This is a genomic window from Streptomyces sp. NPDC104106 (assembly GCF_055584345.1).
The window spans coordinates 147,061-162,578 of sequence record NZ_JBVJMF010000009.1 but is presented as its reverse complement, the minus strand read 5'-3'; the positions used below and the strand labels follow the sequence as shown (position 1 = coordinate 162,578).

General features: G+C 69.5%; 14 protein-coding genes and 1 pseudogene. 8 read left to right on the top strand and 7 right to left on the bottom strand.

Features of this window, described 5'->3' with window-relative positions:
- The first annotated feature begins 91 nt into the window (after positions 1 to 91).
- The gene (locus ACZ60X_RS22395) at positions 92 to 1,567 is read left to right on the top strand and encodes a glycoside hydrolase (RefSeq protein ID WP_469601106.1); all 1,476 of its coding nucleotides are present in this window, start codon (positions 92 to 94) and stop codon (positions 1,565 to 1,567) included.
- Here the strand turns inward: ACZ60X_RS22395 and ACZ60X_RS22390 are convergent.
- Together ACZ60X_RS22390 and ACZ60X_RS22385 are read right to left on the bottom strand one after the other, a co-directional pair.
- Entirely contained in the window at positions 1,557 to 2,318 is a 762-nt protein-coding gene (locus ACZ60X_RS22390; RefSeq protein WP_469601103.1) for a TIGR03943 family putative permease subunit, read from the bottom strand. The genes ACZ60X_RS22395 and ACZ60X_RS22390 overlap by 11 nt on opposite strands.
- Entirely contained in the window at positions 2,315 to 3,331 is a 1,017-nt protein-coding gene (locus tag ACZ60X_RS22385) for a permease (protein ID WP_469601101.1), read from the bottom strand. Before ACZ60X_RS22385 ends, ACZ60X_RS22390 begins: the two co-directional genes overlap by 4 nt.
- A gap of 161 nt (positions 3,332 to 3,492) precedes the next feature.
- Here ACZ60X_RS22385 and ACZ60X_RS22380 point away from each other — a divergent pair, with 161 nt between their 5' ends.
- Positions 3,493 to 4,512: a hypothetical protein gene (locus tag ACZ60X_RS22380; RefSeq protein ID WP_469601098.1), complete on the top strand. Its 1,020-nt coding sequence runs from the start codon at positions 3,493 to 3,495 to the stop codon at positions 4,510 to 4,512.
- Between the two features lie 46 nt (positions 4,513 to 4,558).
- On the opposite strand, the gene ACZ60X_RS22375 is transcribed toward ACZ60X_RS22380, so the two are convergent.
- Positions 4,559 to 5,026 carry an NUDIX hydrolase gene (locus ACZ60X_RS22375; protein ID WP_469601096.1) on the bottom strand — a complete coding sequence of 156 codons (468 nt, stop codon included), beginning with the start codon at positions 5,024 to 5,026 and terminating at the stop codon, positions 4,559 to 4,561.
- A gap of 256 nt (positions 5,027 to 5,282) precedes the next feature.
- Here ACZ60X_RS22375 and ACZ60X_RS22370 point away from each other — a divergent pair, with 256 nt between their 5' ends.
- Positions 5,283 to 8,426 (top strand): DUF3427 domain-containing protein, encoded by a 3,144-nt coding sequence (locus tag ACZ60X_RS22370; protein WP_469601094.1) that lies wholly within the window; start codon positions 5,283 to 5,285, stop codon positions 8,424 to 8,426.
- Here ACZ60X_RS22370 and ACZ60X_RS22365 read toward each other — a convergent pair.
- Complete coding sequence (locus ACZ60X_RS22365) at positions 8,416 to 9,078, bottom strand: ATP-binding protein (protein ID WP_469601091.1); 663 nt, start codon at positions 9,076 to 9,078, stop codon at positions 8,416 to 8,418. The genes ACZ60X_RS22370 and ACZ60X_RS22365 overlap by 11 nt on opposite strands.
- Before the next feature lie 204 nt (positions 9,079 to 9,282).
- Here ACZ60X_RS22365 and ACZ60X_RS22360 point away from each other — a divergent pair, with 204 nt between their 5' ends.
- The 3 genes and pseudogenes from ACZ60X_RS22360 (at position 9,283) to ACZ60X_RS22350 (ending at position 10,759) form a co-directional block, all read left to right on the top strand.
- Positions 9,283 to 10,128 carry a helix-turn-helix domain-containing protein gene (locus tag ACZ60X_RS22360; RefSeq protein ID WP_469601582.1) on the top strand — a complete coding sequence of 282 codons (846 nt, stop codon included), beginning with the start codon at positions 9,283 to 9,285 and terminating at the stop codon, positions 10,126 to 10,128.
- On the top strand, positions 10,128 to 10,328 hold the full coding sequence (locus tag ACZ60X_RS22355) for a DUF397 domain-containing protein (RefSeq protein ID WP_469601088.1): 201 nt from the start codon (positions 10,128 to 10,130) through the stop codon (positions 10,326 to 10,328). Before ACZ60X_RS22360 ends, ACZ60X_RS22355 begins: the two co-directional genes overlap by 1 nt.
- A 27-nt stretch (positions 10,329 to 10,355) precedes the next feature.
- Positions 10,356 to 10,759: pseudogene (locus ACZ60X_RS22350) on the top strand (DUF6879 family protein).
- A gap of 50 nt (positions 10,760 to 10,809) precedes the next feature.
- Here the strand turns inward: ACZ60X_RS22350 and ACZ60X_RS22345 are convergent.
- A complete protein-coding gene (locus tag ACZ60X_RS22345; protein ID WP_469601085.1) occupies positions 10,810 to 11,655 on the bottom strand; it encodes an inositol monophosphatase family protein in 846 nt (281 codons plus the stop codon).
- 116 nt (positions 11,656 to 11,771) lie between these two features.
- Between ACZ60X_RS22345 and ACZ60X_RS22340 the strand changes: the two genes are divergently transcribed.
- Positions 11,772 to 12,074, top strand: a complete 303-nt coding sequence (locus tag ACZ60X_RS22340; RefSeq protein WP_469601083.1) for a hypothetical protein — start codon at positions 11,772 to 11,774, stop codon at positions 12,072 to 12,074.
- A gap of 79 nt (positions 12,075 to 12,153) precedes the next feature.
- Here the strand turns inward: ACZ60X_RS22340 and ACZ60X_RS22335 are convergent, their stop codons facing one another.
- On the bottom strand, positions 12,154 to 13,107 hold the full coding sequence (locus ACZ60X_RS22335) for a GlxA family transcriptional regulator (RefSeq protein ID WP_469601080.1): 954 nt from the start codon (positions 13,105 to 13,107) through the stop codon (positions 12,154 to 12,156).
- 177 nt (positions 13,108 to 13,284) lie between these two features.
- Between ACZ60X_RS22335 and ACZ60X_RS22330 the strand changes: the two genes are divergently transcribed.
- Entirely contained in the window at positions 13,285 to 13,731 is a 447-nt protein-coding gene (locus ACZ60X_RS22330) for a hypothetical protein (RefSeq protein ID WP_469601077.1), read from the top strand.
- A gap of 43 nt (positions 13,732 to 13,774) precedes the next feature.
- Here ACZ60X_RS22330 and ACZ60X_RS22325 read toward each other — a convergent pair whose 3' ends face one another.
- Complete coding sequence (locus ACZ60X_RS22325; protein WP_469601074.1) at positions 13,775 to 15,301, bottom strand: MFS transporter; 1,527 nt, start codon at positions 15,299 to 15,301, stop codon at positions 13,775 to 13,777.
- Positions 15,302 to 15,518 lie beyond the last annotated feature (217 nt).

Below are 15,518 nucleotides of genomic sequence, written 5' to 3'. Positions count from 1 at the left end.
CAGAACTCTCGACAACCCCGCCCGCCACCCCCGATGCTTCCTGCTGCCGAAGGCCGCAACGTCACCCACGCCAGAGCGGAGAAGCGAAGCCATGATCCGACGGAGAACACTGTTGGCCGCAGCGGGAGGCGGCGTGCTGGGTGGCGTCCTGGCGACGGGCACGGCGCACGCGGACGCCACGATCGCGGTCAACCCGTCCGCGACGTACGGCAGTTGGGAGGGCTGGGGCACGTCCCTGGCCTGGTGGGCGAACGTCTTCGGCACCCGGGACGACTTCGCGGACATCTTCTTCACGACGAAGACGACCACGTACAACGGCACCGCACTGCCCGGCCTCGGCCTGAACATCGCGCGCTACAACCTGGGCGCGTGCAGCTGGAACAGCGTGAACGGCGAGTCGATGGTGGCCTCGGCCAACATCCCGAGGTTCAAGCAGATCGAGGGCTACTGGCAGGACTGGAGGAGCGAGGACCCGGCCTCGTCCTCCTTCAAGTGGACCGCGGACGCGACGCAGCGCGCGATGCTGGTGAAGGCGGTCCAACGCGGCGCGACCACCGAGCTGTTCGCCAACTCGCCCATGTGGTGGATGTGCGTCAACCACAACCCGTCCGGGGCCTCGGACGGCGGCAACAACCTCCAGTCCTGGAACTACCGCCAGCACGCCTCCCACCTGGCCGCGGTCGCGCTGTACGCGAAGCAGAACTGGGGCGTGGCCTTCTCCACGGTCGAGGCCTTCAACGAGCCCTCGTCCTCCTGGTGGACGGCGACCGGCACCCAGGAGGGCTGCCACATGGACGCCACCGTCCAGGCGGCCGTACTGCCGTACCTCCGCAGCGAGTTGGACAAGCGCGGGCTGACCGGCACCCGGATCTCGGCCTCGGACGAGAACACCTACGACCTGGCCCGCACCACCTGGGACTCCTTCTCCTCCACGACGAAGGGCTACGTCGACCGGGTCGACGTCCACGGCTACCAGGGCTCGGGCGGCCGCCGCGACCTGCTCTACTCCGACGTGGTGACGACCTCCGGCAAGGGCCTGTGGAACTCGGAGTACGGCGACGGCGACTCCACGGGCCTGACCCTGGCCGGCAACCTCCTCTACGACTTCCGCTGGCTGCACCCGACGGCCTGGGTGTACTGGCAGGTGATGGACCCCAGCTCGGGCTGGGCGACGATCGCCTACGACTCCTCCACCCTCCAACCGGGCGCCGTACAGACGAAGTACTACACACTGGCCCAGTTCACCCGCCACATCCGGCCGGGCATGACGATCCTGGACACGGGCGTGAGCTACGCGGTGGCGGCCCTGGACAAGGCGGCGGGACGCCTGGTGATCGTCGCCGCGAACACGTCCTCCTCCGCCACGACCCTGACCTTCGACCTCTCCGCGTTCTCCGCGGTGGCGGGCGGCTCGGGCGGCCTGGTCCCCCGCTGGAACACGGTCACGACAGGCGGCTCGGACCTCTACGCGGCCCACTCGGACACGTACCTGTCCGGCAGGACGCTGTCGGTCCCCTTCGCGGCGAAGTCGGTCCAGACGCTGCAGGTGGACGGGGTCAGCGTGTGATCGCCGTCGGCAGCGGAAGGGCGTCCTGGTAGCCGTTGACGGGCCGGGGGACCCTCGTGACCGTCAGGGCGTCCAGCGCGACCGGCGCGGACCTGGTGCCCAGCCTCCCGCCGGGGTGCCAGGTCCCGGTCACCGACACCCAGGTGTCGGCGGGCGGCACGTCACCGCCGTAGATCCGCACCTTCACGGACTGGGCGTCCGCGGCACAGCAGTTGATGACGATGCGCGTCAGGTCCCAGCTGCCGCCCCCGCGGGGCGTGACGATCCCGGTCATCAGGATGGTCCGCCCCCTGATCGCCCCCGCGCGGTCCTGCTGCACCCGGCTGGTGAAGTCGGAGAGGGTCATGGGCACCGGCGAGGTGCGCGGCAGCGGATCGAACGACTGCCGTTCGGCGACGGGCTTGGCCGGCTGCCGGGACGCGGTGTACGCGCCGAGGGCGGGCGGGGCGTAGAAGAGCAGGCTGAGCGCGGGCAGCAGGAGCAGCCAGGCGACACGGGGCAGCCCGGAGTGATCGTGACGGCCGTCCTCGTGCCCCTGCCCGTGACCGTGACCGTGGCCGTCCTCCTCGCCCCGCCGGCGGTCGAGGAGGGCACTGGCGGCGCCCAGCGCGACGAGGACGACGCCGGAGGCGATGAGCGGGGGCCGCATGCTCTCCTTGACGTAGCGCAGGCACAGGTCGGTGAGGAGGGAGACGTGGAGCAGCCCGAGCCCGCACAGCACGAGCAGCCCCGCCCGAAGCGACCTCTTCACAGCAGGAACCCTCCGATCAGCGCGCTGCACGCGACGGCGACGACGACGGTGGCGGCGCAGAACCGTACGGCGAAGGCCCGCCCGAAGGTCCCCGCCTGCAGGGCGATGAGCTTCAGGTCGACCATGGGCCCGACGACCATGAACGTGAGCCGCGCCACGGCCGGGAACGCGGTCAGCGAGGCGGCGAGGAAGGCGTCCGCCTCCGAGCACACGGCGAGCAGCACGGCGAGCCCGGCCAGGAAGAGCACGGACAGCCAGGGCGTCCCGGCGAAGGTGTCGAGCACGGACCGCGGCACGGTGACGTTGAAGGTGGCCGCCGCCATGGCCCCGAGCACGAGGAAGCCCCCGGCGTGCAGGAAGTCGTGCTGGAAGCCGCGCCGGAACTCCTCCCACCGGTTGCCGCCGTCCCGGTGCCCGCTGTGCCGTACCCCCACCCCCGGCCTGAGCCACTCCGCCTTCCCGAACCGCAGCCACAGCCAGCCCATGGCGACGGCGGTGGCGAGCGAGGCGGCCAGCCGCGCGAGCACCATCTCGGGCCGCCCGGGAAAGGCGATCGCGGTGGCGGTGAGCACGACGGGGTTGATGGCGGGCGCGGACAGCAGGAACGCGAACGCGGCGGCCGGCGGAACCCCCCTGCCGATCAGGCTCCCGGCGACCGGCACGGAAGCGCACTCGCACCCCGGCAGCACCACCCCCGCGACCCCGGCCACGGGCACGGCGAGCGCGGCCCGCCGCGGCAGGAACCGCTGGAACACCCGCTCCGGTACGAAGGCGTTGATGGCCCCGGACAGTGCGGTCCCGAGCAGCAGGAAGGGCAGCGCCTGCACGGTGACGGCGAGGCACACGGTCCGCCACGCCTGCACGGCCGGCGCGTCCCCCCACCGCCCGACGGCGAACAGCACGGCTCCGGGTACGACGGCGGCGCCGACGAGCAGCAGCGGCCAGTACGGGAGCGGCGCCGCCGCCCCCTGCTCGCTTCCGGCTGCCCGCCGCTCCGTGTCGGCCTCTGCCACCCCACCGGCGCTCTTCACGCGACCCCCACTGGACGCCCACACCTCAGATCCCCGCACGAAGATAGACGCACGGGGAGGGCCGAAGGACAGCGCCCCTCCCTCGCGCCCCCTCGCCCCTGCGCACCTCACGTTTGTCACCGCTCGGCAGTACGGTGTCCTGCATGCGCCCCGACACGCCTGCCGAGAACGTCGACCACACCGCCGAAGCGGCACGCCTGGAGCGAACCGCCGGCCTGTACCCCGAGGACGCCGAGGCCCTGCTCCTGCGCGCGGCGGCCCACCTGGAGCTCTCCGGCGACCGCCCCGCCGCGACCACGCTCTACGACCGCCTCCTGTCCTCCCCGGACCGCCTGGACAGCCTTGCCCTGGTCCGCGCCCTGAAGGCCTCGAACCTCTGGGAGTACGGCCACGAGGCGGAGGCGAGGGCGATCATCGACGGCATCCGCGCCACGGCCCCCCGCGACCCGGCCCCCTGGCTGATCGCCGCGGAAGCCCTCGAATCCCACGACGAGCTGGACGCGGCAGCGGAGACCTTCACGGAGGCCGCCCGCCTGCTCCTCCCGGACGACGCCCCGGAGCCCCCTTCCCCCACCCACCCCCTCCTCTACGGCCGCCACCGCGTCCGCCGGATGCTGGGCCTGCCGCACGACACCTGGGACGCGCTGGCGGACACCCTCCACACCGCCCCGGTCTCCCTGGACGAGCTCCACGACCCCAAACGCGTCTGGTCCCTGGGCTCGGACAACCCCGCGGAACTGGCCGCCGAGATCTCCCGCCTCCAAGCCGAACTGGGCGCCTACCGCGAAGCCCTCTCCCGCCCCTTCCCGGTGGCGGTCCTCCACTGGCCGGCCGCCGAACTCACCGAACTCCTCTCGGCGTACCCGACCCTCTCCTCGGAATACCCCTCCCACGAGGAACACCTCTCGACCATAGAGTCCTCCCTCCGCGAACTGTCCTCCTCCGGCACCCCGAACCTGGGCATCGTCACGGGCACGGTCCCCTCCTACGAGGCGTTCGCCGCCTCGGAGGGCTCGTCACCGGGGGACGCGACCCTGCTGCCGCAGTACGCGACGACGCTGGCGGCACGGGGAAGGGCGGCGGCTTGGCCTCCGGAGAGGGGGGCAGTTTGCTGGTGTGGCTCGGTGAGCGTCTACGACATCTGCCACGGCACTGAGGGCTGAGACCGCCCGGCGATGAACGAGTGGAGTCGGGGACGATGCTCGCCGGTCAGCCCAAGTAGGGGTAGGTACCGGCGAGATAGTCGCCGATCTGCTGGCGCATGCTGGGGTGGATGTCGTACTGGTCGAGGTCGGTGGGCTGCACGAAGCGGACACCATCGGCCTCGTCGTTGACGGTGGGCTCCCCGCCGACGGGGCGGCCGATGTACGTGTTCTCGTACTGCTGGCGAATCTCGCCGTCGCTGTAGGCGACGATGTGCCTGGGGTTGGTGCAGACGCCGAGAAAGCCGGTGATCTCGGCATGAATGCCCGTCTCCTCCAGGCACTCACGTACCGCACACTCGGCGGCGGTCTCACCGATGTCCTGCGCACCGCCGGGAAGAGCCCACTGCCCGGTGTCGCGGCGGCGCTGAAGCAGAATCGCACCGTCGTGGTCGACGACAAGCAGATTGCTGGCCGGGATGAGAGTGTTCGCCTTGGGGGCCTTGGGGTCGTTGTAGTACTCAATCCTGCCCATGCCTGGCCGTCCCTTCCTGATCGGTCCTCCAGTGCCGCGCACCGGCCCAGACCGCGCCGAAGCTGGCAGCCATCCGGGCACGTTGTGGAGTCCGGTCCTCATGGCGCCGGGGACGGTACTGCCACTTGGCCCCACGAAGACCGGACCAGTGCTGGCCTGTGTCTGAAAGTGATCAACTTTCGTCTCCCGGCCTTCGATTGTCGGTGGCTGGTGTTAGAACGGATCCACATCGGCCCGAGGGATCGGAGGATCGAGCGTGGCGGAGCCGGGGGACCTGAGACATCCGGGCGTTTACGAGAAGCTCATCACACACGACCTGCACGATCGGATAGGAGCACTCGAAGCCGCGGGGTGGAAGGCCGTCGACACCGAGGTCAGCGCGGAGTCCACGCCACACGTGCTGGCTCGCCACATCGGTGAGGCGGCGGCACGCCGATTGGCCCAACTGCCAGCTGACAAGCAGGTGGCCGCCGCCAATCAGATCATGCGGTCGCTGGCCGCCAGCGCCCCCGATCCGGAAGAAGACGAGGTCGACGGAACCATCGCCGACGGCCCTCGCCAACTACTCGCCCTCGCCGAGCGGGAGGCCCCCGGGGTCTACGCGATCCGCCCTCTGACACCCCTCTCCGAAACCGCGCTGATCACCAACGCCCCGGACGACCCCAACCTCGGCGCCGAGTTGCGTGCGGAACTCGCCACCGCAGACGGCATCGACCTGTTGTGCGCCTTCGTGAAGTGGCACGGCATTCGGGTACTTGAAGACGCTCTTCACGCGGCAAGAAGACGCGGAGTCCGTATCCGGATCATCACCACCACCTACATCGGCGCGACCGACCGACACGCATTGGATCGCCTGGTCCGCGAGTTCGGTGCTGAGGTGAAGGTCAACTACGAGATCCGGTCCACGCGCCTCCATGCGAAGGCCTGGCTGTTCCGCCGCAAGACCGCCTTCCACACGGCCTATGTGGGTAGCTCCAACCTCTCCAAGGCAGCACTGCTCGACGGCCTGGAGTGGAACGTACGGCTGTCTTCGATCGCCACGCCTCAGGTGCTCGACAAGTTCGAGGCGACCTTCGATGCCTACTGGGATGACCCTGCCTTCGAGCTGTACAACCCGGACGAGGACGGGAAACGCCTCGACGAAGCGCTGGCCCGGGCAGGAGGCGGCCAGACAGGCGACGACCTGAAGATCAACCTTTCCGGACTTGAGGTTCAGCCCTTCCCGCATCAACGAGACATGCTGGAACGTCTCCGCGTGGAGCGCGAGATCCGCGGCCACCATGAGAATCTCCTGGTCGCAGCCACCGGCACCGGCAAGACCGTCATGGCCGCCCTGGACTACCGCGCTATGCGCGACAAGCGTGACGGCGAGCTCCCTCGGCTGCTCTTCGTGGCGCACCGCAAGGAGATCCTGAAACAGTCTCTGCGCACCTACCAGGAGGTACTCGCCGACGCCTCCTTCGGCGAGCTGCTCTACAACGGCCAGGAACCGCGCGACTGGACTCACGTATTCGCGAGCATCCAGTCCCTCAATCTCCAACGGCTGGAACAGCTCGATCCCCGCCACTTCGACGTCATCGTCATCGACGAGTTCCACCACGCGACCGCGAACACGTATCGCCGTGTCCTCGGCCACTTCACACCCAGCCAACTACTCGGCCTCACCGCGACACCAGAGCGGATGGATGGGTTCCATGTTCAAGACGAGTTCTTCGGCGGGCGGATCGCAGCCGAGATGCGGCTATGGGAAGCTCTTGAGGCCGATCTCCTCTGCCCGTTCCACTACTTCGGAATCCCCGATGGCACGGATCTGACACAGCTGAACTGGCGGGCGGGCAACTACGACAGGAACGAACTCAGCAACCTCCTCACAGCGGGCCACGCGCGAGCTCTCATCGTCATCAAGCAGGTCAAGGACAAGATCTCCAACCCGTCCGCTATGCGCGCCTTGGGTTTCTGTGTAACCAAGGCGCACGCCCATTTCATGGCCGAGGAATTCCGCAAGGCGGAGATACGGGCCGCTGCCCTCGACAGCGACTCCTCTCCCACAGAGCGTGAGCAGACGCTGAGGGACCTCAAGGCCGGCCGGATCCAAGTGATCTTCTCTGTCGATCTGTTCAACGAGGGCGTCGACATCCCGGAGATCGACACGCTGCTGCTCCTACGCCCCACGAACAGCGCTACCGTCTTCCTCCAGCAACTGGGACGCGGCTTGCGGCGCACGCCGAACAAACCAGTGCTGACCGTGCTCGACTTCATCGGCCAGCACCGCGCCGAGTTCCGCTTCGAGGAACAGTTCCGCGCACTGACGAACCTGTCCCGCAACCGCCTTGTCGACAGCATCGAACGCGGCTTCCCTCGGCTGCCCTCCGGCTGCCAGATCATTCTGGAAGGCAAGTCCAAGGACCTCGTCCTCAACAACATTCGCACCCAGTTGAACGCCACCATCAACACGCTCGCGAAGGAGGTTCGGGACTACAGCACACCCAGGATCGACGCCTACCTCCGCGAGAGTCGGCGGGACATCAAGGAGCTCTACAAGAGCAGCAACTCGTGGACCAAGGTCCTGCGCAAGGCGGGAATCGTCCAGGCCACCCCGTTGCCGGGCGAGGAGGAGCTCCTCAAGCGCATCCACGCGTTCCTTCACGTAGACGACACCGAGCGGGCCAAGGCCTACCTCCGCCTCCTCACAGACGACGCCCCCGACTACGACTCCCTCACCCATGAGGCGCAGGTGTACGCCCGCATGCTCTTCTTCAACCTGTGGGACAAGGCGGGCGGTTTCTCCAGCTATCGGGACGGGCTGGAATCCCTGCGCGCCCAGGAACGGGTTCGCGACGAACTTCGGCAGGTCCTCACGTACGTCCTCGACCGAACCGATCACTTCCCAATCCCGCTGAGCGACCCGCTCGACCATCTCCCGCTGAAGATCCACAGCTCCTACAACCGCTCCGAGATCCTCGCGGCGCTCGGAGTGGCACGGCTGGGAGGCCAGATGCCAGGCGTCTTCAGTCAGGGGGTGAGCTGGGTCGAGGACATCAAGACCGACGTCCTCTTCATCACGTCGGAGAAGAACGAACGGGACTTCTCCCCCCATGTCCGCTACAAGGACTACGCGATCAGCCCCACCCGCTACCACTGGGAGTCCCAGAACGGCACGTCCGAGAGCTCCCGGACAGGCCTGCGCTATCAGAACCACGCCGTACAGGGCAGTCACGTTCTCCTGTTCCTGCGTCGCTACAAGGAGAACAGCATCGGCAAGTCCGAGCCCTGGATGCTGCTCGGCCCGGCCACCTATGTGAAGCACAGCGGCAGCAAGCCCATGGCGATCACCTGGGACCTGGAGCACGAGCTCCCTGCCGATGTGTGGTCGTATTCCGCCGCGATCACTACTGGGTGAACTTCTCGGCTTCTGCCTCGAAGTGCGTCTGGGCCCGATCGAGCACGTCGTCCGCGTCGCGGCCATGCGCCTGCATCCAGCGGAGGAGGTCGGCGATGATGTCGATCGCCGCTTCCTCCGCCGCAGTCAAGGCCAGAGGCTCGGACTCGGCGCTGGCCAGACTCGGCGCCTTCGCCGCTCTGTAGCCGTTGAGCAGCTCATCGATACCAGCGCTCGGGGGACGCACTGCGTGCACGCAGTTCTCGGGCAGGCTGGTGCCCACTTCGCACCACGTCACCTTGTGATCAGGGCGAAGCTCGACACCCCAGCGGTCCACTACGGCATCGATGAGGGCCACCCCTCGGCCGGCTTCGCTGCTCAGCCCCGCCTCGACCAGCGTCGGCAGGACACGGGTGTCGGGGTCGTGGACCTCGATACGCAGGTAGCTGCCGTTCATCGAGACAGCAAGGGTCGTCGGTGTTTGAAGGCCAACGTGGTTGATCACGTTGGCCACCAGCTCGCTGACGCAGAGCTGGGCCGCTTCGGTCACTTCAGGCAGGCGCCACAGCTCCAGGTGGAGCCGGAGGATACGCCGCAGAGCCGCCACCTCCTGTGGTTCCGCCAGGAAGGGTAGATCCCACGCCTTCCTCGGCATGCAGACGATGCAGTCCATCGCTCAACTCCCTCTGCGAGACGATAGGTTGCGAGACGCAACGAAAAGCACACTCAGAGTTACATTGAAACTTTCAAAATGGAACTCTCATCCTGCGGGGATCGGAGCACGTCTGTGAACCGCGCGCCCCAGGCGCACGCCGCCTTGCCGTCCCAGCACCGGACCGGTAAGCATCTGCCGGATCAACACGAAAGGCGCCCGCCCATGCCAGTCGGACCGACCACTCGCCGCCGCCAACTGGGTGCTGACCTGCGCCGACTTCGCGAACTCAAGGGCCTGACCCTAGAGGAGGCAGGGGCGCGCGTCGGCATCTCCAAGGCCACTCTCAGCCGCTATGAAACCAAGGAAGGAACGGTCAAGTGGCCTGCCGTTGACGCCCTTTGCCGCGAGTACGGCGCATCCGACGAGGAGCGCTTGGCCTTGGTCGAACTCGCGAAGGGCGCCAGGATCCAGGGCTGGTGGCGCTCGCTCGCCGACCCCATCCCCGAGTCCATGAACCTCATGCTGACCCTGGAAGACGAGGTCGTACGAGAAGACCACTACGCCTGCATGTACGTGCCTGGTCTTGTCCAGACGCGCGCCTACGCGGAAGCCGTGCACCGGGCGTCAGAGGTGCAGTGCCCCGAGCGGGAAGTCCAACACATGGTCGACATCCGTATGAAGCGCCAGGAGTTGCTCGAACGTAGCGATCCACCCCACCTCTGGTGCGTCATCGATGAAGCAGCGCTACGCCGGTTGGTCGGCGGCCGCGACGTCATGCGTGAGCAGCTGGAGCACCTGCTCACGATGTCGCAACGCCCCCATGTGACCGTCCAGGTACTGCCGTTCTCATCAGGAGCGCACGCAGCGGCGGTTGGCAGCTTCGCTGTGCTGCGCGGGCCGACGCGGGACTTGGACGTCGTATACGTGGACCTGATCGGGGGCGGGCTCTTCATGGAGAAACAACAGGAGTTGGAGCGCTATAGGTTGGCGTTCGAGTACCTCAGCGCCCAGGCACTCGACCTCGAATCCTCCGCCGAGATCCTCGACCGTATAAGCAGGGAGCTCTGATGGCAGCACTCTCGACGTACCGGTGGTTCACGTCGTCCTACAGCGGCGGAAGTGGGACTGAATGTGTGGAGTGCTCACGCGACGGGGAGCGCACGCTCGTGCGGGACTCGAAGCGTAACTGCGAGCCCGTGATAGCCGTGGAGGCTCAGGCCTGGCTGGCCTTCACGCACGCACTGAAACGAGGAGAACTGGAGCGATGAACTGCATGAGCTGGCCTTTCCCTAGAGATGCGGGACTCCTACATGAAGTCGGACCCGGCGTACGTCGACTGGGACGCCGGTGAGGTAATCGACCCCGCCGAGAGGTGGGCCGACTGGCTCGCCCTGGTCTCCGCGGCGACGAGCCGGGGAGTGAGGGTACGCCGCGCCCGGGCCCTTTCCGAGCCAGTGAGCAGGTACGTCCGGTTCGAACACGAGGTGACCGACGGCCTGAACCTAGCCGTGGGCGAAGAGGTGCGCTGGTTACCTCGCCGGAACGCCACGGGCATCGCCCTTCCCGGTAACGACGCGGCGAGGAGGAGCGGCTGGAGCCCTCCGTCTGCACGGACCCGCACGTGCTCACACTGTGTGCCGATGCCTTTGAGGCGGTGTGGGCACTGGGTGTTCCTCACGCCGACTATCAACCCGGCTGACGGGCTGGTGGAGGCACGGCCTCCGGGCTCCTGGGCAGCCCCGTCCAGGCCTACCCCCGCCGACTCCCCTCCCACAACTCCCCCATCTCCCCCGCCACCCCCGGCGCCGCCAACAGCAACGGCTCGTCGTACGTCGGGGTCGCCGGGACGGCCACCGCTCCCGCCTCCGTTGCGATCAGGTATGCCGGGAGGCCGTCGACGGCGTGGAATTCGCCGATGGCTGCGGCGGTGGCGCGGCCGGCGGCGACCTGGGAGAGGGAGAGGGCGGTGGAGCCCATGACCCTGGTGGTGCAGTGGCGGTGGGAGAGGGCGGAGAGGAGGGGGTCCAGGCCGGGCCAGTGGGAGTGGGCTGCCCATTCGGCGAGGAAGAGGTGGCCCGTGAGGGTGGTGTGGGGGGCCGCGTGGATCGGGGTGCCGTTCAGGTGCGCGCCTCGGCCTCGGATCGCCGTGAAGGTCTCGTGCCGCCAGGGGTCGGCGACCACGCCGAGCAGCGGGGTGCCGTCCGGGGCGACCAGACCCAGGGAGAAGGAGCACCAGCCGATGCCGTGGGCGTAGTTCGTGGTGCCGTCCACCGGGTCCACGACCCAGGTGGGAGCGGTCGGTGTGGCCGGCTGGACGACGCCGTACTCCTCGCCCTCGATGCCGTGCGTGGGGAAGGCGGCCCGGAGGACCGAGCGGACGTGGGTCTCGATCGCCTCGTCCGTCGGGGTGACGATGTCCGCCGGGCCCGCCTTCTGCCGTACCGCTTCCGCTGCCCCGTCGTCGCGCGGGCGGCGGATCGTCTCCGCGGCCCGGGCCGCGAGGTCGGTCGCGATCGCCAGTGCCCGGTCGAGGTCCGGTACGGCCGGGTCGTGGTCGTGGTCGTGGTCGTGGTCGTTCGGTCCGTTGTCGGTCATGGTCACCCTCTCCCCCTCTTCCCTCCTCTTCCGCGGGGCTGGTGCGCTGTCCGTCCCGTCCCCTCGTTAGCCTCAGGATCAGACAAAAGACCTAAGAGGTGGATGAGGAGGCAGTCATGGCCAAGGTTCCCAGCGCGGTCGTCGCCGCCGGCGGGCTCGTCGGCGGGTACGGGGTGGCCCGGTGGACCAAGAAGCGGCAGCTCGGGGGCGCCGTGCTGGCCGTCGCCGGGACCGCTGCCGCTCAGCAGTGGCGCAAGCAGGCCGGGGGGAGGGCAGCGGGGGCGCTGAGCGCCGCGTACGTCGCCGCCTTCGCCGGCTCGCATCCGCTCGCGAAGAAGGTCGGCGCCTGGCCGTCCGTCCTCGGGGTCGCCGGCGCCGTCGCCCTCGCCTCCTGGGCCGTCGCCGACCGCAAGGCCTGAGCCGCCGCAAGGCCTGAGCCGCCAAGGCCTGACCCGCCGCCAAGGCCTGATCCGGCAGGGCTCAGGCGGACAGCGGCTCCTACGCCGTTTCCCCCGTTCTGAACGACTTCCGGTACGCCTGCGGGCTCGTGCCCACCACCTTGCGGAAGCGTTCCCGGAAGGCCGTCGGGGAGCCGAAGCCGGTCTGGGTCGCGATGCGTTCGACCGGGTACGGCGTCGTCTCCAGCAGGTACTGGGCGCGTCGTACCCGGGCCCGGTGCAGCCACTGGAGCGGGGTCGTGCCGGTCTGTTCGCGGAAGCGGCGGTTGAGGGTGCGGGTGCTCATGCCGGCCTTGGCCGCGATCTCGTCCACGGTCATGTCCTGGTCGCAGTGGTCCTCCAGCCAGGCGAGCAGCGGCTCCAGGGTCGCGCCCGACGGCGCCGGGGGCAGGTCGTGGACGATGAACTGGGCCTGGCCGCCCTCCCGTTCCAGCGGCATGACCGACATGCGGGACGCGTGCGCGGCGACCGCCGAGCCGAAGTCCTTGCGGATCATGTGCAGGCACATGTCCAGGGCGGCCGCCGCGCCCGCCGAGGTCAGGAACTGGCCGTTGTCGACGTAGAGGACGTTCGGGTCGACCGTCACCCGCGGGTGCAGTTCCGCCAGCCGGGCGGCCGCGTACCAGTGGGTCGTCGCGCGCAGTCCGTCCAGCAGGCCCGTCGCCGCGAGCAGGAACGCGCCCACGCAGATGGAGGCGATCCGGGTGCCGCGCGAGGCCGCCGAGCGCAGTGCGTCCGCGACGCCCGGCGGCAGTTCCCGCGGAGGCTGTGCCACACCCGGCAGGATGATCGTGTCCGCCTCCGCCAGCGCCGCCAGGCCGTACGGCGCCCGTACCGTGAACGCGCCCGCGCTCACCTCCTCCCGCACCGCGCACACCCGCACCCGGTACGGCTCCCGGCCGTCCGGCAGCCGGGCCCAGCCGAAGGTGTCGATGGGGGCGGAGAGGTCGAAGGGGATGACGCCGTCCAGCGCCAGTACGGCCACGGTGTGCATGGCGGGATCGTAGACGTACGACTGGTTACGGCCAACCCCGGCCACCAGCGCGACGGTGACCGGCCCCGCGCGCGCTCCTCCTGGCGGGGCGCTGGGAGTGCTTCTGGCGGGAATCCGTTGGACGCTGGCACTTCTGCCGCTTCTCGCGACGATCACACCCCGCCTACCGTCACCGGCGTGACCAAGTTCCTCCTCGTCGTGCACGTCCTCGCCGCCGTCGTCGCCGTCGGGCCCGTGGCCGTCGCCGCCAGCATGTTCCCGCCCGTCGCGCGCCGGGTGCTCGCCGCGCCCGAGGACCCCGACGCCACCGGGACCCTGCGGGTGCTGCACCGGATCTGCCGGGTCTACGCCCTCGTCGGCGTCGTCGTCCCGGTCTTCGGGTTCGCCACCGCCAAGGAGATGGGGGTGCTCGGCAGTGGCTGGCTGGTCGCGTCGATCGTGCTGACGGCGCTGGCCGCCGTCGTCCTCGGCGGGCTGATCCTGCCCACCCAGAGTGCCCTCGTGGAGGGCCGGGGCAGCGCGAACACCGCGTCGCTCGCCATGCTCACCGGCGTGTTCAACCTGCTGTGGGCCGCCGTGACCGTGCTGATGATCGTGCGGCCCGGTTCCACCACCGGTGCCTGACCGGCGACGGCACCGACGCCGGCACCGGCGCCGGCGATCGCGCTCAGGGGCTCGTCGCCCTGGGCGCCGGGGCCGCCACCGCCGTCAGCGGGCGGGCGATGTCCTCCAGGGAGCGGCGTTCGGCCCGTACCGCGAGAACCGCCGCGACCAGGCCCGCCAGGCACATCAGGGCGGCGCCGACGGAGAACGCCAGGACCGTGTCGCCGACCCGGCCCGTGCCCGTGAGGTCGGCGAAGAGCAGCGGGCCGCTGATGCCGCCGGCCGCCGTGCCGAGGGCGTAGAAGAAGGCGATGGACATCGCCCGGGTCTCCATCGGGAAGATCTCCGAGACCGTCAGGTACGCGCTGGAGGCGCCCGCCGACGCGAAGAACAGCACCGCGCACCAGCAGGCCGTCAGCGTGCCCGCGCTCAGCGCGCCCCGGTCGAACAGCCAGGCCGTGCCGAACAGCAGCACGCCCGACAGCAGATAGGTGGACGAGATCATCACCTTGCGGCCCACCGTGTCGAAGAGCCTGCCCAGCAGCAGCGGGCCGCAGAAGTTGCCCACCGCGATCACCGCGAAGTAGTAGCCGGTGCGGTCGGCGGGCACGGCGAAGAACCGGGTCAGGATCGCGCCGAAGCCGAAGGTGATCGCGTTGTACAGGAACGCCTGGCCGATGAAGAGGGAGAAGCCGAGCACCGCCCGCCTGCGGTACCGGCCGAAGACCGTACGGGCGATCTCCGCGAACGTCACGCTCCCGCGCTGGTGGATCCGCAGCTCGCCCTTCGGCTCGGGCAGCGTCGCGCCGCCGTTCTCCGCCGTGATCCGCCGCTCGATACCCGAGACGATCTCCTCCGCCTCCCGGTCCCTGCCGTGGATCAGCAGCCAGCGGGGGCTCTCCGGGACGTGCCGGCGCACGAGGAGGATCACCAGGGCGAGGACCGCGCCCAGCGCGAAGGTGAGCCGCCAGCCGACGTCCCGCGCCAGGAGGTTCGTGTCGAGCGCGACGATCGACAGCAGGGAGCCGCCCACCGCACCGAGCCAGAAACTGCCGTTGATGATCAGGTCGACCCGGCCGCGGTGGTCGGACGGGATCAGTTCGTCGATCGCGGAGTTGATCGCCGCGTACTCGCCGCCGATGCCGAAGCCGGTCAGGAAGCGGAAGAGGAAGAACCACCAGGCTTCCCAGGAGACGGCGGTAAGCGCCGTCGCCGCGAGATAGAGCGCCAGGGTGATCATGAAGAGCTTCTTGCGGCCGAAGCGGTCGGTCAGCCGGCCCCAGAAGAGGGCGCCGGAGCAGGCGCCGGCGACGTAGAGCGCGGCGGCGGTGCCGGTGATCTGGCCGGAGGTGATCGCCACGCCGCTGCCGGGCTCGGCCAGCCGGCCGGCGATGTTGCCGACGACCGTGACCTCCAGGCCGTCCAGGATCCACACGGTGCCCAGGCCGATGACGATCGTCCAGTGCCAGCGCGACCAGGGCAGCCGGTCCAGCCGGGCGGGGATGTCGGTGGTGACCGTCCGTCCGGGCCCGCCCCCGCGGCCCGCCTCACCCCTGCGGCCCGCCTCCCCCGCACGGCCGTTCCCTCCCACGCGGCCGTTCCGCCCCGCGCTGCCCTTCTCCCCCGCACGGCCCCTCTCCGCCGCACGGCTGGTCTCCCCCGCAGGGCCGTTCTCCCTCGCTCCGCCCTTCCGCCTGGGCTCGCCGGCCTCCGGTGACGGTGACTGCGCTGTGGCCATGGGCTCCCTCCTCGTCGAAGGACGTCCCCCCGACCGCGGGGGGACGGCAGAACGGGTGCCCGGCTCCCGC